The 19,749-nt window shown below is 31.3% G+C and carries 14 protein-coding genes; 10 read left to right on the forward strand and 4 right to left on the reverse strand.

From position 1 onward, the window contains the following. Positions 1-62 precede the first annotated feature (62 nt). Both mnmE and BMW39_RS17835 read left to right on the forward strand, forming a co-directional pair. Positions 63-1,448, forward strand: coding sequence for a tRNA uridine-5-carboxymethylaminomethyl(34) synthesis GTPase MnmE (gene mnmE / locus BMW39_RS17830; protein ID WP_034978785.1), 1,386 nt, complete (start codon positions 63-65; stop codon positions 1,446-1,448). 170 nt (positions 1,449-1,618) lie between these two features. Then, positions 1,619-2,758: a site-specific integrase gene (locus BMW39_RS17835; RefSeq protein WP_034978783.1), complete on the forward strand. Its 1,140-nt coding sequence runs from the start codon at positions 1,619-1,621 to the stop codon at positions 2,756-2,758. Between the two features lie 96 nt (positions 2,759-2,854). Here BMW39_RS17835 and BMW39_RS17840 read toward each other — a convergent pair whose 3' ends face one another. Together BMW39_RS17840 and BMW39_RS17845 are read right to left on the reverse strand one after the other, a co-directional pair. Further along, the gene (locus BMW39_RS17840) at positions 2,855-3,961 is read right to left on the reverse strand and encodes a hypothetical protein (protein ID WP_034978781.1); all 1,107 of its coding nucleotides are present in this window, start codon (positions 3,959-3,961) and stop codon (positions 2,855-2,857) included. A gap of 2 nt (positions 3,962-3,963) precedes the next feature. Further along, positions 3,964-4,272 carry a hypothetical protein gene (locus tag BMW39_RS17845; protein ID WP_051259702.1) on the reverse strand — a complete coding sequence of 103 codons (309 nt, stop codon included), beginning with the start codon at positions 4,270-4,272 and terminating at the stop codon, positions 3,964-3,966. A gap of 1,397 nt (positions 4,273-5,669) precedes the next feature. Between BMW39_RS17845 and BMW39_RS17850 the strand changes: the two genes are divergently transcribed. After that, positions 5,670-6,023 (forward strand): hypothetical protein, encoded by a 354-nt coding sequence (locus BMW39_RS17850; RefSeq protein ID WP_086045791.1) that lies wholly within the window; start codon positions 5,670-5,672, stop codon positions 6,021-6,023. An 84-nt stretch (positions 6,024-6,107) separates the two neighbouring features. Here BMW39_RS17850 and BMW39_RS17855 read toward each other — a convergent pair whose 3' ends face one another. Beyond that, a complete protein-coding gene (locus BMW39_RS17855; protein WP_034978777.1) occupies positions 6,108-6,662 on the reverse strand; it encodes a hypothetical protein in 555 nt (184 codons plus the stop codon). Between the two features lie 23 nt (positions 6,663-6,685). Then, on the reverse strand, positions 6,686-7,261 hold the full coding sequence (locus BMW39_RS17860; protein WP_131474366.1) for a hypothetical protein: 576 nt from the start codon (positions 7,259-7,261) through the stop codon (positions 6,686-6,688). Between the two features lie 408 nt (positions 7,262-7,669). Here BMW39_RS17860 and BMW39_RS17865 point away from each other — a divergent pair, with 408 nt between their 5' ends. The 7 genes from BMW39_RS17865 to BMW39_RS17895 are packed head-to-tail and all read left to right on the forward strand — an operon-like array spanning position 7,670 to position 19,742. Next, positions 7,670-9,232 (forward strand): type I restriction-modification system subunit M, encoded by a 1,563-nt coding sequence (locus BMW39_RS17865; protein ID WP_034978774.1) that lies wholly within the window; start codon positions 7,670-7,672, stop codon positions 9,230-9,232. Continuing rightward, entirely contained in the window at positions 9,229-10,404 is a 1,176-nt protein-coding gene (locus BMW39_RS17870; protein WP_034978772.1) for a restriction endonuclease subunit S, read from the forward strand. The genes BMW39_RS17865 and BMW39_RS17870 overlap by 4 nt, the downstream gene beginning before the upstream one ends. 15 nt (positions 10,405-10,419) lie before the next feature. Next, positions 10,420-13,572: a type I restriction endonuclease subunit R gene (locus tag BMW39_RS17875; protein ID WP_034978770.1), complete on the forward strand. Its 3,153-nt coding sequence runs from the start codon at positions 10,420-10,422 to the stop codon at positions 13,570-13,572. A 13-nt stretch (positions 13,573-13,585) separates the two neighbouring features. Then, on the forward strand, positions 13,586-14,800 hold the full coding sequence (locus BMW39_RS17880) for an MBL fold metallo-hydrolase (RefSeq protein ID WP_051880062.1): 1,215 nt from the start codon (positions 13,586-13,588) through the stop codon (positions 14,798-14,800). After that, positions 14,797-16,071, forward strand: coding sequence for a S1 family peptidase (locus BMW39_RS17885; protein ID WP_034978768.1), 1,275 nt, complete (start codon positions 14,797-14,799; stop codon positions 16,069-16,071). Before BMW39_RS17880 ends, BMW39_RS17885 begins: the two co-directional genes overlap by 4 nt. Continuing rightward, positions 16,058-16,588: an ABC-three component system middle component 1 gene (locus BMW39_RS17890; protein WP_034978767.1), complete on the forward strand. Its 531-nt coding sequence runs from the start codon at positions 16,058-16,060 to the stop codon at positions 16,586-16,588. The genes BMW39_RS17885 and BMW39_RS17890 overlap by 14 nt, the downstream gene beginning before the upstream one ends. Beyond that, positions 16,581-19,742: an AAA family ATPase gene (locus BMW39_RS17895; RefSeq protein WP_034978766.1), complete on the forward strand. Its 3,162-nt coding sequence runs from the start codon at positions 16,581-16,583 to the stop codon at positions 19,740-19,742. Before BMW39_RS17890 ends, BMW39_RS17895 begins: the two co-directional genes overlap by 8 nt. Positions 19,743-19,749: the final 7 nt, after the last annotated feature.

Consider the following 19,749-nt stretch of genomic DNA (forward strand, 5'->3'; position numbering starts at 1 on the left):
TCGTTTTAATTTTGAAGCGTCGATGACTCTGTGAGTGTGCTAAAATTACGTAATTTTGCAGGATGAATCAGGATACAATTTGTGCACTAGCAACCGCCAACGGAATCGGCGCAATCGGGATCATTCGAGTTTCGGGAGAACGTTCGTTTGAAATTGTGAATAAAATCTTTGAGGGAAAAAACCTTGAAAAAGTGGATACCCACACGGTGCATTACGGTTTTATAAAGGAGGAAAATGAGGTGATCGATGAAGTGATGGTCTCGATTTTCCAGGCTCCAAAAACTTTCACGACAGAAAATTCTGTGGAAATCTCTTTCCATGGTTCGCCGTACATTGCTAAAAAGATCTTGGAAGTCCTGATCAAAAACGGTGCGAGGATGGCAAAAGCTGGGGAATTTACGATGCGCGCGTTTATGAATGGCAGAATCGACCTTTCGCAAGCGGAATCCATAGCCGACCTCATCGCTTCTGATAATGAAGCCTCTAGAAAAGTAGCCTTGAACCAACTGAAAGGTGGCATTTCCAAAGAGATTTCTTTCTTGCGCGGTGACCTGCTAAACTTTACTTCCCTGATAGAATTGGAACTCGATTTTGCAGAAGAAGATGTGGAATTTGCTGACAGAACAGCTTTGAATCAATTACTCAACAGAATCGAAGTCAAATTAATTTCGCTCATCGATAGTTTCCAATATGGCAACGCAATCAAAAACGGAACTGCTGTGGCAATCATTGGAAAACCAAACGCCGGAAAATCGACCTTGCTGAATGCTCTGTTGAAAGAAGAGCGGGCAATCGTAAGCAGCATTGCGGGAACCACGAGAGATACCATCGAGGAAATTTTGCACATCAAAGGCAACGCGTTCCGCCTGATAGACACTGCAGGTCTGCGCGAAACGGAGGATGAAATCGAAGCGATCGGCGTGAAGAAAGCGAAGGAAAAAGTGGACACAGCAGATATCTTGGTCTACTTGGCTGATGCCTCGACAACGGATTTTTCTGATGATATCGACATGATCAAATCTTTGCTCAGAGATGACCTGAAGCTGATCATCTGTGCCACAAAAATTGATGAAGTCTTGCCTACGAAATATGATCTGGTAGAATCGGTTTTACGAAAAGAAATTGATTCTGAATTTGATTTTATAAAAATTTCGGCGGTTGAAAATCAGAATATCCAAGACCTGAAAAACGAGTTGTCGTCTTTCGTAGAACACATGAAATCTGAAGAAGGTAATGTGGTTATCACCAACCAACGCCACTTCGAAGCATTAAATAAATCCCTTGACTCTGTGAGAAAGGTGGAAGAAGCTGTGAGTTCTCAAATCACGACGGAACTCCTAGCCTACGAACTTAGAAATGCTTTGGAATATCTCGGTGAGATCTCTGGGGAGTTCAGCAATGACGAAGTGTTGGGGAATATTTTTTCTAAGTTTTGTATCGGCAAATAAATATGTTTTCTTTTAGTTTCGTTTGATTTCTTTTATTTGATTTACAGCATTTTATGTAAATTTTATTTTCTTTTGTCAGAGTTTGTTTATACTTTTGTTACAGCTTTTGTACACCTTTACTTTTATAAGTAGTACAAAGTTGTACAAGTGTACATCTCTAAAGATATAGTATGAAAATAAGTTTAAAACAAAAAAATCTAAAAGACGGACGAATCAGTCTTTTTTTGGAATTCTACAAAGGTTCATCAACTGACAATAATGGCAAAAGAATACATCTTCGAGAATTTGAGTACCTGAAAATGTACTTGATTGCCGAACCCAAAAATGCTAAAGAGAAAAAAGAGAATAAGGAAACTTTAGAATTAGCTGAAAATATTCTTGCAATTCGAAAATCAAATTATGTGCAGGGCAAATATGATTTGAAGAATACGACCAAATCAAAAAGGACTTTTCTCAATTATTTTGCTGAGAAAACTGAAGAGAAACAACAGCAAGATTCTTCCAATAATTACGGCAATTGGTTTTCAACGCACCAACATTTAAAAAAGGTTATTTCAAAAAATCTGACCTTCGATGAGATTGATGAAAATCTAGTTAAGAAAGTAAGGAACTATTTTGATAATGTAGCTCGCACAAAAAGTGAGTTACCACTCTCTCAGAATTCCAAATATTCATATTTTAATAAATTCAAAGCTGCGCTTAGAAATGCTTTTGACGATGGTTATTTGACTATCAATTATGCTTCTAAAATAAAATCATTTGAACAAGCTGAAAGCCAGCGAGAATATCTGATTTTTGATGAATTACAACGTTTAGCAAAAGCGAAATGTAAATATCCGGTTTTGAAAAAAGCTTTTCTATTTTCTTGTTTATCTGGATTACGTTGGTCGGATATTAATACATTGATTTGGTCAGAAGTACGTGATGAAGGAGATGTGACTAAAGTGAATTTCCGCCAAGAAAAAACTGATGGTGTTGAATATTTATATATATCAAAACAAGCGAGAGAATTGCTCGGAGAAAGGCAAGGTCAACAAGACAGAGTTTTCAAAGGCTTAAAATATGGAATGACCTACAATACTGAAATTATTCGCTGGTGCAATCGTGCAGGAGTTCCTAAACATATTACTTTCCATTCCGCTCGTCATACGAATGCCGTGTTGCTATTAGAAAACGGAGCAGATATTTATACGGTGTCAAAAAGATTGGGACATCGTGAAATTAGAACAACTGCTATTTATGCCAAAATAGTGGATAAGAAAATGAAAGAAGCGGCTGAGATGATACCGGAATTAAATATTGAAATTTAATTTTTATTAGGATTATAAATATTAATAGGCATAGAACATTACATCTACAAAAATATTAAAATCAAGGAGTGCAAATCCGAAAACTAAGTATTGATTTTAAAATAATACTGGTATGCCATTCGGGAATTTTTTTCCCGTTGGTGTCTTCAGATATTCTTCAATCAAAATACTCTGTAGCTCCTCTAGAAAAAGCTTGTCTTTAAAACTTGTGGAATTTAATTTTTGCTTTCTACAATTTTTAATAAATTGTTTGTAAGATGTTTCAATTAGTTTCCTGTGTATTGGAAACAAAGTGTACTCACGTGTGAATTTTTCAAAACTCGTATCAAGAATATCAAACCTTCTTTGAAAATATCCTAATCTGTATTTGACATTGCTGACAATTTGCATATCATCAATCAGATTCTCACTTTTAGGTTTTTGTGACCTTATAGGCTTAATGTAGATTTTATTCTTTGTAAAGCTATAGGTAAAAGAAATCCACGGTGTTCTATCCAGGTTTTTCTTCACCTGATATAAAAACTTGGTACAAAAATCTCCAGCTGTAGAATAATTTAAATTAAATTTTTTATTAAAAGTACTGAGAAGAATAGGTAACCCATTTATAGGTAAATTCTTATCAGGTATTCTATTCAACCATAATGCAAATAAAACGGGCTTACTATTTTTTAAATTATAAGCCAGTTTATATAAAACTGTATTATACTCCGACATAACAATTATTTTTCTAAACCAATATTGGCTTATTAAAAATACAGTATATCCTCTCTGCTTGTATGATGGGTTTGATATTAATCCTCCATAACTTTTTATTTCTATACCTTTGGAATTTAATGATTTATACCACTTCATCTTGTATTTGACTAAAAATTCATAAGCTTTTAAAATTTGATCGCTACTTTGAGATGGCGATATTTCAGCATTTTTAATACTCAATTGTACAAATACATTATTTTCTGTTTCAAATTCATTCTCAAATAAAGATAGCTGTTTGGGTCTATCTTCCGGTCTAAATTGTTGATTTTTAACTGAGAAAACAATACTAAAAATTATACGTAATGCCGTAATAGGTATGTCGACAAAACTCCCGTCTTTCATCAAATAATCATCATAGAATTCATTTGGAAAATAAATATAATCTACGCTAGAATTTTTCCAAAAGTATGTCTTCCTAACTTTTCTATTTTCGGAATTAGAATTCATATCTAGATTTTTTTTCTGAAGGAATATTCAAGGGCAATATTTTCAATTGATGTTTTTGCTTTTACTGGATTTTTCAATAAATACTCATCAATCTTTTCTTTATCAAAAAATACCATTTTGCCATTAGGCTTGGAATAGTCAATTTCATCTTTGGATGTAAGTTTGTAAATATGTGATTCTTTGAATCCGCTGTAAAAACTAAAGTCTTTAACATTAAAAACCTTTTTTGATAAATAAAGTCTTTCCTTTAACTCTGAGACTTCTTGAAGAAGTTGATTGAGTATTGTCATGATGATTTCGTCTTTGCTCATTTTAACACTTGTTTGTTTTAATGAGACAAAAGTCAGTATTGATAATATAATACACAAGAGAATCAATTGGTTAAAGTCTAAATACTACTAAAAACAGGTTAAAAACTACTTTTGTGCTATCTGAATTGCGCACCAACTCATCTCAATTTTCGAAAAAGTATTTCATTTATTCAAAATTCTATTTTCCACACAGGAAGTGGGATTTGCACTCCTTTGCTTTGCATCACATTTTAGGATTTGCACTCTGGATACTAGGATTACAACTCCTTGCTGATTCGGAATTGCACTCCTACCGAAAAAGCTTCTAGCCACCTCCAGTAAAGTATTTTCCGTACTTTATAAAAGTAATTATAAAAGTATTAAAAAGTTTTTTTTTTTAATAAAAGGAAATTGTGGATAAAATCTACTGTGGATAACTTTTATACTAAGAAACTTCGAGGCGCAACTCTAAAGAAAGATGCGGAAGAAAAAAAATAATTGCATAATTATAATAATGTTCGAAAAAATTCGCTGTGCAAATTTATTAACCTAGCCGAAAAAAGTAAAATTTATTTTCAAAGCGTGCTCGAAAAAGTACACAGTTGTAATTCACTACCTGCCTAAAAGAGTATTAGGTTGCTAATCCCTAACCTGCCTAAAATAGTACAAGGTTGCTAATCTCAAACCTGCCTAAAATAGTACAAGGTTGCTAATCCCTAACCTGCCTAAAAAAGTACAAGGTTGCTAATCTCAAACCTGCCTAAAATAGTACAAGGTTGCTAATCTCAAACCTGCCTAAAATAGTACAAGGTTGCTAATCCCTACCCTGCCTAAAATAGTACAAGGTTTCTTACAAAACCTGCCTAATATAGTACCAGGTTGATACTCCCCAACCTGCCTAAAAAAGTGCAAGGTTACAATACTAACAATTTAATAGCCAAGTAGATGTGTTTTTTAGAGTTATAAAAAACCAATTAATTATTTTTTCTTTTTTCCGCATTCTTTTTATCTTATTTTAAATTTCCGACATTTTATAAAATAAAAATAGAAAATTATTACACTGATTATCATTGTGTTATGATTATTTTCTTATCTCTTAATTTTTTTTGCGAATAGTTTATAAAAAAATCGGTGTGAATAGCAAGATGTGTCTTTGTACCCACAAACTTTTCAAGTTTGGTCACAATTACCTTCTTGCCTTTTTTTCAAAAAGGGAAAAAAACTTCGGAACTCGTATTTTTATTAAAACTGGGAATTTCTAAACAATTAATCAATTCAAAATACATAATGATAATTAACCCTAAAGTAGTATTTAGCATTAATTATTAGTCTTTAGACTGCATAGTGAACTAATTGTTGCCAATGATAAAATAACGCTTCATTTTTGCGTAAGCATTAGAAAAACGTTTATTGATAAAATGGCAAATAAAGAAGCAATAATTAAATTCAGAATCGAAGTAAAAAGAAAAATTTCTTGGAAAAATATATGTACAAGAAGAAATATTTCTCTATCAGAAATGATTATCGATTCTGTAGAAAAAAGATTACCAAATTACGAAAGAAGAAAAGTATTATCATATATTGAAAAACAAGATAACAGTTTCGCAAAAGTAGAAAACAACATCAATCAAATTGCACGGATAGCAAACAGTCAAAAATTTTTATCGAAGAACGATTTTGACAGTTTTAATTTAATACTGAAAGAAATATTGAGACTGAAGCAAGAACAAAATAAAACTTTCATCCAATTCTACGCACTGCTAGCAAAATGATTTTTTCATCAGATTCGGCTTCCAATTTCATATTAATCTTGCTCATAATTTTGAACTTATAATTTTATAGACAGAGAAAACATATTATTCCCAGATCACCGGGATGCTTTCAAAAACAGCATTGTATGGATTATTTTTGCTATCTTTTGCGTATATTTTAATTGTTAGAACCTTTATGAGTGGGAAAGCAGTTTCCGCTAAATCAGCTGCTGCAAATGTCATAGTCGCTTTAGTTGGTACTTCAGGTAATATGTTTTGTGCTCTTATTCTTTTTGGAGCAACAAGGACTTCGGAGGTTTGGAATTGATTTCCTTGTGGATCAATTATAAAAGCTTCTTCACATTGAAAAGATTTTCTCGCAGTAGATTCAGTATTCTGATAAATGAAAGTGACAGAGATTGTCTTGTCCTTTTTATGACCGTTTACCATTACAATGTCTAATTTCATCCCATCAATATCGACAGTTCGAATTGGTTTCAAAAGATTCAAAGTTTCTTTATAGTAATCAACTTGCTTGCTGAGTTCTGTAATTTGGTCTTTTTTATTTTTGAGTTCATTTTTCAAATCGGAGCAATCTGATTTTTGAGCAAATAGAATTTGGGAAAATGCAGATAATACTAAAATTAATTTTGATTTCATTATTTACGTTTTTAAGTTAAATTTTAAGATGCTTTCGTGTCTCTAGCAGCGTATTGATTCAATATTTCTTCATAGTCGGTATGTCGAAGAAAATTTTGTACTATTTTATTGTACTGCTCCTTTGAGAGATAGCTTGAATTCATTGGAATGAAATTCAGAATTTCGGAAAAATGTCCTTTCATAAACATCAATATCTCCTCAGGTATTTCCTTTTGATGAACTAGCTTCTGCGCCATTTCAATTTCCTGGAATTCCTCATCATCTTTAATATTATTTTTAGGATTCAGAAGTTTGAGGATTTTCTTGGCTGTTCTGATATTACTTTCCATATAGCACAAAACCAAATTCATACGGTCAGATTTCGTTGATTTTACAACAAATTTTCTAAAGATATTTTCGAAATAAGAGATTGCCGACTTAATGTCAGATTTGCCATCAGCGGTAATTCCTTCAATATGTTTTACAAACTCAAGATTGAATTGGTAAGCTTTTTCCGAAATTAGTTTTGGTTTTGCTGAATTACCAAAAAGATAAAAATTGATGAATTTTTCAAGAACTACAAAATAGTCTTGGTTTCCAAGAGATGATTGTGATTTCATTTGTGTCTTTGAAGTAATCAGTCCAATTACTTCGATTATAAATGAAAAAGCACGAGACTGAAAGCCAATCCGTACATAGGTGCCGCGAAGAACCAGATAACCAGAAAGACTCAGCTCGTGCCAAAGCGACACGAGCATAAGTCTATCATTTTTGGTTATCATTTAATAAAGTTCGCGGCTTTATGTACCAAAATAATAGCTTATGCTTTTATGTAATATTTTCTAACGCAAATATAATTGATTGCTTTCATTTGATGAAGTTAATTAACTTGAATTTTGCAAATCATTGGAATGTTTAACAAAGATTCTACAGTAATGAATTTAATTCACATATTTACGGTTTTCCGTTTTTTTGCTTTAATTGCTTTTCTTATATTTAAAAGTTTTAAAATATTTATATAAAAATTAATGACTAGAGAGCAGGAACGTGACGAGTTACATCGTGCGATATGGCAGATTGCCAATGATTTAAGAGGAAGTGTAGATGGGTGGGATTTTAAATCTTATGTTTTGGGAATCTTGTTTTACCGATTTATCTCGGAGAATCTTCAGACACATATCAATAAAGCAGAATGGGAAACAGGAAATACTGATTTCGATTATGCTAAGCTTTCTGATGAAGAGGCTGAATTTGGTCGTAAAGACACTGTAAACGAAAAAGGTTTTTACATTTTACCATCAGAACTTTTTTTCAATATCCAGATTAATGCGGAGAAGAATTCAAATTTGAATGTAGACCTACACCGAATATTTAAAGATATTGAATCATCTGCTAACGGAACAGACAGTGAAGATGATTTAAAAGGATTGTTTGACGATGTGGATGTGAACAGTAACAAACTTGGTGGAACTGTTGAACAACGAAATACACGATTAGGAAAAATCTTAAAGGCGATTGCGGGTCTTAGATTAGGTGATTATCAGGAGAACAATATTGATGCTTTTGGTGATGCTTACGAATATCTGATGACGATGTATGCTAGTAATGCAGGAAAGTCTGGAGGAGAATTCTTTACACCTCAGGAAGTTTCTGAGCTACTTGCTGAAATTACTGTTGTAGGAAAAACTTCTGTAAACAAAGTTTATGATCCTGCGTGTGGTTCAGGTTCACTTCTATTGAAATTCGCTAAAGTTTTAGGAAAAGAAAATGTACGACAAGGCTTTTATGGTCAAGAGGTAAATATCACAACTTATAACCTTTGCCGTATCAATATGTTTTTACACGATATCAATTTTGAGAAATTTAATATTGGTCACGGTGATACTTTGATGGATCCTATGCATTGGGATGATGAACCATTTGATGCTATTGTTTCTAATCCTCCTTATTCTATCAAATGGGAAGGTGATGCCAATCCTTTGTTGATCAATGATCCCCGTTTTTCTCCCGCAGGCGTTTTAGCACCAAAGTCTAAAGCTGATTTAGCATTTACCATGCACATGTTGTCTTGGTTGGCTACATCTGGAACGGCTGCTATTGTAGAATTTCCTGGTGTGTTGTACCGTGGAGGTGCAGAGCAGAAAATCCGTAAGTATTTGATTGATAATAATTATGTTGATGCTGTCATCCAGTTGCCTCCAGATTTATTCTTTGGAACCACCATCGCCACCTGCATTATTGTTCTTAAAAAAAGTAAAAAAGACAATGCTACTCTATTTATAGATGCGTCTGCCGAATTTACACGTGGTGGAAATAAAAATAAATTATCTGACACTCAACGCAAAAAGATTTTAAACGCTTTTGTTGCAAGAGAAGGGGTTGATCATTTTGCAAAACTGGTAGATAATAAAGAAATAGAGGCAAATGATTATAACATTGCCGTAAGCAGTTACATCGAGCAGCAAAATACGTCGGTCGCCACTGACATTATTATGCTGAACCAGCACATTGGTGAGATTGTGGCAAGACAAACGGAATTGCGAAAAGCGATTGATGCTATTGTTAATGATTTAGAAAATGTTGAGGTATGAGTAAAATTGAGAAGTTGATTGCTAAATTTTGTCCCAATGGAGCGGAATGGAAACAACTAGGCGAATTTTGTGAGATAAAAACAGGTAAAGGTATCACTAAAATCCAAGGAAATATCAACGGTTTGTATCCTATTATAAGCGGAGGTAAACAACCTATGGGATATTTCGACTTTTACAATAGGGACGCAAACAATGTAACAATATCCAGAGTCGGAGCAAATGCTGGATTTGTTAGTTTTATAAAAGATAAATTTTATTTAAATGACAAATGTTTTTCGGTTATTCCGAAAGATGTACTTAATAAAAAATATCTCTTTTATTATCTGAAAAATTATGAAGATAAAATAATTGACATGCAGAGTGAAGGTGGTGTTCCTACAATTAATACACAGAAAGTTGCAGGAATTTCAATTCCAATCCCACCACTTCCAGTTCAAGAAGAAATTGTAAAAATTCTTGACAAATTCACTCAGCTCGAGGCGGAGCTCGAGGCGGAGCTCGAGGCGGAGCTCGAGGCGCGTACTCGCCAATATGAATATTATAGAAACCAATTGCTTGCTTTTGAAGGGAAAAAAGTAGAATGGAAAACTTTGGGACAAGTAGCATCCTCTCAGTTAGCTTATGGCTCCGGGGCATCAGCAGTTGATTATTTTGATAATATCCGCTATATAAGAATTACTGATATTAAAGATGATGGCAATTTAATTGTCGACAAAAAATCTCCCAGTGAAATTGAGGAAAAATATATTCTAAATGATGGAGATATATTAATTGCCCGAAGTGGAGCTACTGTAGGAAAAACTTTTCATTATAAAAAAACAGAGGAGAAAGCGATATATGCTGGCTATCTAATTCGATTTGTAGCTGATAAAAAGCAAGTTTTATCAAAATATGTTTATCATTTTACAAAATCAAATTTATTTACCTCTTTTGTTGAAAACAATAAGAGTACGGGTTCTCAACCAAATATAAACGCAAAACAATATAGTTCAATTAAAATCCCAATCCCATCCTTTGAAGAACAAGAACGTATCGTTAAGATTTTAGACCAGTTTGATGCTTTGGTCAATGATATTTCAGTTGGCTTACCGGCAGAAATAAAGGCAAGAAGAGCGCAGTACGAATATTACAGAGGAAAACTGTTGACCTTTCAACCACTAGTACATTCTTAAAAACTCTAAAAAACTATGACCCATTATAAACTCATTTCAGAAAATACAGAATCAACCGTAGTTGCAGAATATCAATCAGAGTATAAAAAAGAAACTTCCTACCAATCTGAATCAGAATTGGAGAAAGCCTTTATTGAGCTGTTAGAAAAACAGGCTTATACTTTTCTTAACATCAGAACAGATAAAGATTTAGTCAATAATCTACGTTTGCAATTAGAAAAGCTAAACAATTATCAATTTACTGAAAAGGAATGGAAGTATTTTTTTGAAAGTAAAATAGCGAATCCCAACAGTAATATAGAAGACAAAACACGTTTAATTCAGGAAGATTACATTCAGGCCTTGAAGTGTGAAGATGGTTCATTGCGCAACATATATTTAATTGATAAAAAAAACATTCACAACAATCAGCTTCAGGTTATTAATCAATATGAAACCGAAGAAGGTAAACGTGCTACCCGTTATGATGTAACCATATTGGTCAATGGTTTACCCTTGGTTCATATTGAACTGAAAAAGCGTGGTGTAAGTCTGCAGGAAGCGTTTAATCAAATTGACAGATATACGAGAGAATCATTTTGGGCAGATAGTGGTTTGTATGAATACATTCAGCTGTTTGTTATTTCTAATGGGACTTTAACGAAGTATTATAGCAACACAACCCGTTACACGCACATCAAAGAAAAAGAAAAGCAAGGAACCAAGAAATCAAAAACGAGCAACAGCTACGAATTTACTTCTTGGTGGGCGGATGGGAGCAATAAACCTATTTTAGATTTGATGGATTTTGGTAAAACATTTTTCACTAAACATTCATTACTAAATATCTTGACAAAATATAGCATTTTCACTTCGGATAAGCTACTACTTGTGATGAGGCCGTATCAAATCATTGCTACTGAACGTATTTTAACGAAGATAAACACGTCAAACAATTATAAAAAGTATGGAAGCATAGAAGCAGGTGGCTTCGTGTGGCATACAACAGGCAGTGGTAAAACATTGACATCTTTTAAAACAGCTCAACTTGCAAGCAAATTAGATTTTATCAAGAAAGTAATATTTGTGGTAGATCGTAAAGATCTGGATTATCAAACCATGAAAGAATATGATAAATTTGAGAAAGGAGCAGCTAATAGTAATACTAATACTGCTGTTCTAAAAAAGCAGCTTGATGATCCTAATGCTAAAATCATCATCACCACGATTCAGAAATTATCAATCCTAATTAAAAAACAAAAAACTCACTCGGCATACAACAAGCCAATTGTTTTCATTTTTGATGAATGCCATCGTTCACAATTTGGTGATATGCATGAGGCGATAACCAATACCTTCAAAAAATATTTTCTTTTTGGGTTTACAGGTACGCCAATTTTTGCAAAAAATTCTAGTAGTGGTGGAAAAGCACACTTGAAAACTACAGTACAAGCTTTTGGTTGTTCTTTTCACGGTGATCCAAAAAACTGTCCTCAAGAAAATCATCAATCAGCAATACATACATACACCGTTATAGATGCAATAGCTGATAAGAATGTTCTTCCATTTCGTGTAGATTACATTAGTACGATGAAAGAAAAGGAAGACATTACAGAACAGCAGGTTCGGGATATAGACCGAGAACGAGCATTACTCTCACATGTTCGTTTAACCAATACAGTGGGTTACATCCTGAAGCATTTCGACCAGAAGACAAGTCGGAACACCAAACCGTATTACATGACTACTTTGGCGAATGTGCAGGAGGTAGCATCCGCTAGAGACCGCAATAAAATAGAGGAAATCAGAGAAAAAATTAGAAGAAATGGTTTCAATTCTATATTTGCAGTTTCATCCATCGAAGCAGCAAAATTGTATTATCAGGAGTTTAAACGTCAACAAAAAGATATTCCTGAATTACGTAAATTGAAAATTGCAACGATTTTCAGTTTTGGGCAAAATGATGCCGAGCAAGATGGTGTAGAAGATGACAACTCAGAATCTACAGAAGGATTAAGCGCTAGTGATAGAGACTTTCTAGATAGTGCAATAATTGACTATAACTTGGATTTCAAAACCACTTATGATACTTCTCCGGAGAAATTCCAGAATTATTATAAAGATGTATCCTTAAGAATGAAAAATCGAGAGATAGATCTTTTAATAGTGGTTAATATGTTTTTAACAGGTTTTGATGCGACAACGCTAAATACTCTTTGGGTAGATAAAAACTTGAAAATGCATGGTTTGCTACAAGCATTTTCTAGAACAAACCGTATATTGAATTCAATTAAAACTTTTGGTAACATAGTTTGTTTCCGAAACTTGGAAGAAGCTACAAACCAAAGTTTAGCACTATTTGGAAACAAAGAAGCTGGAGGAATTGTACTTTTAAAAACATTTGAGGAATATTATTACGGATATAATGATGGTAAAAAAGATGTTATAGGTTACTACGATTTGGTAAATGAACTGTTGGAGAAATTCCCTATTGGAACTGCTATCATAGGTGAAGAGGATAAAAAAGACTTCATTCGTTTGTACGGTGCTATTCTAAAGCTGATGAACATTCTAAAATCTTTTGATGAATTCGAAGGTAAAGAAGTTCTCAGTGACAGAGATTTCCAGGACTACCATGGAATGTACATCGAGTTATATAATGAGTTTAGAACACAAGGCGGTGGAGATAGGGAAAATGTAAACGACGACATTGAATTTGAAATGGAATTGATCAAGCAAGTTGAAATCAATATTGATTACATTCTGATGCTTATTCGCAAATATCATGAAAGTCATTTACAGGACAAAGAAATTGTTGTCAACATCAGCAAAGCCATCGATTCCAGTGTTGATCTGCGAAACAAAAAAGAGCTCATTGAAAAGTTTGTCGCTTCCCTTACGCCAACGTCTAATGTAGACGATGAATGGAGCAGTTATGTTGAAGAAGAGAAAAAAGCTGAGCTTGAAAAAATTATCATTGAAGAAAAACTAAAAGAAGAAGAAACGAAAACTTTTATCAGTAACTCCTTCAAAAATGGTGAAATCCAATCAGCAGGAACTGCTTTCGCAAAAATCTTACCTCCTGTTTCCCGATTTTCTCCCACCGGAGATTTGATGAAGAAAAAGGAAACTGTTTTGGAAAAATTGAAGGCTTATTTTGATAGGTTTTTTGATATAAGCGGACAATAGAAATATAGCAGTTATGATAAAAATAGTTATGTTCAGAGCTGGTTACGGTGATACTATACTTGTTCAAATTGAGAATAAAACAAATGAATATAATCTCTTAATTGATTGTGGATTTGGATATAAGGATGGCTTATTAAACTTTGTCAACACAAAATTTAAAGATAAAAAAATTAATAAATTCATTATTACTCATTACGATAGTGATCATATAACTTCAGCATCAAAATTTCTTGAAGACAATGGAGATTACAATAATCCTCAAATGGTTAAGATAGAGCAGATTTGGCTAAATACTTTTAAACATTTACAATTCTCAAAAAGGGCAAATCAAGTATTAAATCAGGACACAAAAGAACAGATCCAAGAACTTATTACTAAAAAACTTTCTGAATTGCCTATTGAAGATAATGAAGGTGATATTGGCGCAAAGCAAGCAACACTATTGGGTAAAACAATTCTGAAGTATGATTATCCTTGGAACTTTGATTCAAAAGGAGAAGCGATTTGTATTGAAAATATGCCTGAGAATATTAAGGATGATTCAGTAAAATTTACATTATTGACCCCTAGTAAAGAAAGGTTAGAAAACTTAGAAAAGGAGTTTATTAAAGACCTTAAAAAATTAGGATTTGAAACAAATGCTGATGAAATTTTTGATGATGCTTTTGAATTATTGACTAGGGAAAATAATGTACAAAATTCTAACGAAGGAAATATAAGTTCAAGCAGTTATGTTATCAATTCTAATAATATCAACACTTTTAGTAAAGGTGGAAACTATTTAAAAGATGATTCTGTAGGTAATGGCAGTTCTATATCCTTTGTAATAGAAGCGGAAGGTAAAAAAATGCTTTTTTTAGCTGATGCATTTGCAGAAGATGTTATTAGTAGATTAGAAATGATATATCCGAACAAAGATGAATATCCAATATTTTTTGATTTAATAAAGGTTTCTCATCATGGTAGCTTTAGAAATAATAAGCCAGAGCTTTTCGAAATAATTGATTCGGATAAATTTTTATTTTCAACAAATGGAAAACACCCTAAACATGTTCATCCAGATATAGATACTATTTCATGCATAATCAATAGAAATTTACCAAAAGATGTTGAGTTTAGGGAACTTATTTTTAATTATGATTTAGAGCATTTGAATGATTTCAAGACGAAGGAATTAGAAGAAGAATTTAGCTATAAAATCAAAAATCAATTAGTTACGGAATTATGAATTTAATAGAAAATTCCACTTGTAAGATTACTGTACAAACACAACAAGGAATTTACACAGAAAAAGGAACTGGTTTTTTTATTAGTAAATATCAAATTTTAACTTGTAAACATGTAATTGAAAATGTGGATGGAAATATTATTTTGGAAAATTGTCATAATCAAAATGGCTTAATGTTGACAGCTAAAGTAATAGATAGTTGTGAACTAACTGACTATGCTTTATTAGAGCTAAATGAGGCTTTTGAAAGTGAATATTTTTTAGAGTTATGTGATTCAGAAATTGTCGAGGAAGAAAACATTACAATATTCGGATATTCAATAGATAATCAAGGTCAAAGTGCAGGGGAAAGACTTAAAGGATCAATAGATAGAGAAATACAAGGTCAAAACTTAATTCAAGATGTTTCTTTGAGCATATTAAATTATGCACAAAACTCTAATTATGATGCTTTCTCAGGATCTGCTGTAGTTAACGATTATTTCCAAGTTACATCTATTGTTAAGTATCAGGCAGTTCGTAATCTTAGTTCTGTGAGTATAAGAAAGGCTAAAACATTTTTAGAGAGAAATGGCATCAATGTAAAGCATGATCAAATTGTATCATTTGATTTATTTAAGAATGATGTATTTGTAGGTTTTGGTGATAGGGAGAGCGAGTGCGTGGTAGAATCGAATAATCCAATTAATAATCTTTCCCCAAAGGTAATCATTGAATCAAAAAGAGATGATATATTTTATCCAAGGAAAAATTTTGATTTAAAAGAACTAATAAAACATTTAAGAAAGGATAAAAATGTTAATGATAAACTATGGAAAGGTTGGATACAAATACTAACATACGTTGAAATACTTAAAGGAGATTATAGTGACGCAAATCATATAAGTATCAATGTAACATCAAAAGAACTATCTAATGTTTTTGGAATCTTCAGTCGCAAAAGAGACGTACCTATCGAATTATATCTTAATTTTTACTTAACTGAAGAAAAAAACTATTTCAATATAGCTAAGATGTCTATTCATGAAAATAAAAAGAATCAAATTGCAAAGCACACCTGTAATATTTTCAATTCAAATATAGATCAGTTTGGTAATACAAATAAACTTGTAGTTGATATAAGTAATCCTGAACATTCAGGGCCAAGTATTCCAAATATAAAAATCGGAGCTCTTAGTTTGAATCAAATAAATAGAGCTGTCATAGATAGCAATTCATTAGCTGATGTTAGTATCAATTTAAAAAAGATTTTTGAAGATGCCATTAAATAAAGCAAATCACATAATAACTTCCTTAAAAGAGAAGGATGAAAGCATAACATTTGAAGGACTTGAATGTTGGATTAAAGAAGAAAAGGAGTACAATATTTATATATTCTGTATTCAATTTTTAGATAAGGATGAGCTATTAAAAGTTCATGAGGAGCTTAGAGATTATATAGCAATCTACTTCCAAAGTCAATTCTTAGAAAAAAATGTAGAAAGATGGAATATTTACCAGTTTTTCTTTATAAAAGATAAGATTGATGAAGTGACAAAACAATTGATTGAGCAAGATAAGTTTTCTACTCGGAAAATTATTCATGATGATTTGGAGAAAGAACTTAGTGATGACGAGGTTATTTCTATAATTGATGAAGAACTATTTAATTTTACAATTAGTAGGAGGAGTCTTGCGAGCGATTCTGTCGATACCTTTTTAGTAGATAAAAAGCATGATGAAGTCATCGCAATCTTAGGTAAACAACTAACTGCAGAAGAACTAATAACTACTTTAGATCATGAGTAAAATTAAAAAAATTGAAATTTCTGATTTTAGGATATATGAGGGAACCTCAGAGTTTAATCTGGAGAAAAAAGATTACGTAGCGAATCTAGTGGCGATATATGCTCCTAATGGTTATGGAAAAACATCATTTTTTGATGCAATTGAGTGGACTTTTAGTAATAAAATAAAAAGATTTGAAAATGATTTTACAAAAAAAGCTATCAAAAGTGAAACAGAAAATACTATTTTGTTAACTAATAGCGATAGTTATAAAAAAAGAATCCAGGGAAAAGTTAATATTGAACTTGATAATAGTCAATTTGTCGGAAAATTAGTAAGTAGATATAAAAAACCGGGTACAATCTATTATAACGATTATCGTCAGGGCAATTTATCCGATGGATCAATTACTTCTGATTTTAGTGCTGTGCCATCTAGTAATGTTTTAACTCAAGATCAAATTGATAGTTTTTTACGATTCAAAACTCCTGAAGAAAGATTTAATGAATTAAAAGATTTTTGGCCTCAGAGTTTTGAAGCAACTGAGAGATTGAAGCAATTATCTGATTTACTTAAAACATTAAATAAAAAAAGAGAGTCTATTGATTTTGCTATTAAAAAAAATGACGAGGAACTTGCAAAACTTAATGGCAATGAAGAGAATATTTCTAAAGTAAATATATGGCTTGATAAATTGACTAAGGTAGACTATACTAAATTTACAAAATATTCAGTTGAAAAAATAGATAAAAGTATTTCAAAAGAGAATTTTGAAAAAATTCATAAAGAAAACTCTAGAAATATTAAACAGATTCACATAGATATTGAGAATCTTGAAAAAACGAAGAGTGATCTTGATTACTTAATTAAAGAAGTTGAGAATTATATAAATAGTACAAGTAAGTTAAAATCTCTTGAAGCTAGTGTAAAACAGCTTCAAACTAGAAAATCAAATTATTTAAATCTACGTAAATCGAAAGAGCTTGAAAGTCAAATATTAAAAGAAATTGAAATTTTAAAAGTAAAAATTGGAGATTATCATTTTCTTTTAAATCATTTAGATAATTATTTATTAGATGTAGAAAAAATAAACCAACTAAGATTAGTTGAACAAACCCTATTAAAAGAAAATTCTAAATTTTTAGAGTATAAAAAGTATGCACAAAATTCAATAATTAATTTTAATGAATCTTTGCTAAAACACAATTCAGTTCTTTCAGATAAGAAGTCTAAAGAGAAGGATCTTCAAAAAGTATTTTCTGAATTTGAATCTACTTATGACAATTTAGAAAAGCGTAAACAGGAATTAATTGAATTCAAAGAACATTTTGAAAAAAATAATAAAAAGATTAACGAATTACAAGAGCTAAATCAATCATATTCTTTAATAATTGATAAAAAAAATTTTTCAAATACACTTTTAAATGCCAATATTGATATAAAGGCTTCTTGTGACGAATTTGAAATCATAACCAATAAACTTATCGATTTTAATAGCAAATTAACATCAGAAAAGAATGAATTAAATACGCTACTCAGCTTTAATGATGATCTAGATAAAGTAATAATGTATGGTAAAGGTTATCTAATTAAAACAGAAAGTTCAGATTGCCCTTTGTGTAAGACAACTTTTAATTCATTCCAAGAGATATTGTCAAAAATTGATTTAGAAAGATTAGGAGCTTTAAAGATTGTTGAACAACAGAAAATAGTTGATGATATTGAAAGAGAAATTAAAGATTTGACTTCTAAATCAGCTGAAATAGAGAAAAGTATTATCTCCAAGATAAATATAGAAAGAACTAAACTCATTGATGAAATATCGTCTTTACAAGAAACCAAAAATAAACTATCTACAAAAATTATTGATTGCGAAAAATCTATTAAAAGTTTAAGTTTTGATTTTAATGAGCATTTAACTTTCTTCAAAGAAATAGATTCCACTTTATTAGTTATTGATAACAATAATATTAAGATAATTGAAAAAAATATCAAAGAGGAAATAATTAAGTTAAGTGAAAAGGAAAATCGATTGAAAATTATCATAGAAAAAAAAGAAGCTCAACTTAAAGCTATCAATTTAAAATTGATTGAAAATAGTTCTGTTATAGAAACTAATAAGAATAATTTAGAATATATTGAAGCTCAAGAATATTTAAAGAGATTTGAAAGTTTAATTCTACTACTCAATATTGATAATTCTAATGTCAATATTGAATATCTAAACAGAATTATTAAAGAATTTGAAGAAAATCTAAAAGAAAAAAGTGCCAAAAATAATGAGATTTCAGTTATAGTAAGAGATTTTCTAGAAGTTTTAGAATCTGAAGAATTAAAAATTTCCGAGCCAAATATTGATGGAGAAATAAGTAATTCGGAATCACAAATTAAATTGTTTAAAGATTTTCTAGAAAACTACTTAGCACGTTTTAATAAATATATAAATAGTGAAACTATTTCAAGTGATGTCATTTCCGATTTTATAAAAAATATCAATAGTGAACATGAAAAACTTACTAATTTAAAAAACGAATTAAACTCTTTTGGAATAGACTTGGAACTTATCAAGGATAATGTAATTGCAAATGATTTATCGAATGGGATTCTAGAGTTAGAAAGTGAGATTCCTCCACTGATAAGAACTACTGAGAAAGTCTCTTCGGTTAGGAAAGATTGCATGGAATATATTCAAACTGGTATCAATGATTATTTTAACAAGGATGTAATTAACCTAATATATGGTAGAATAGAGCCTCATCCTAAGTTAACAAAAATTGATTTTTTCACAGATTTTAATGATCGTGGCGAACCAAGACTTTTAATTACAACTGGCAATGAAGAAGGACAAGTTAATCCCATTTTATTTTTAAGTGCTGGGCAAGTTAATGTATTATCATTAAGTATTTTTTTAGCTAGATGTTTTGAATATGGAAATAAAGAAATAGAAACCATTTTTATGGATGATCCCATTCAAAATCTAAGTGATATAAATGTATTGTCATTTATTGATTTGTTAAGAACATTAATAACTGAACAAAACAAACAAATCATCATATCTACACATGACGAAAAATTTTTCAAATTACTGCAAAATAAACTTCCAGAGCAATACTGTAATACCAAATATTTTGAATTTGAATCAATGGGTAAATTACGAGCAAACACTATTATTTAATTAGCTA

The organism is Epilithonimonas lactis, from assembly GCF_900110605.1.
Lineage (GTDB): Bacteria > Bacteroidota > Bacteroidia > Flavobacteriales > Weeksellaceae > Epilithonimonas > Epilithonimonas lactis.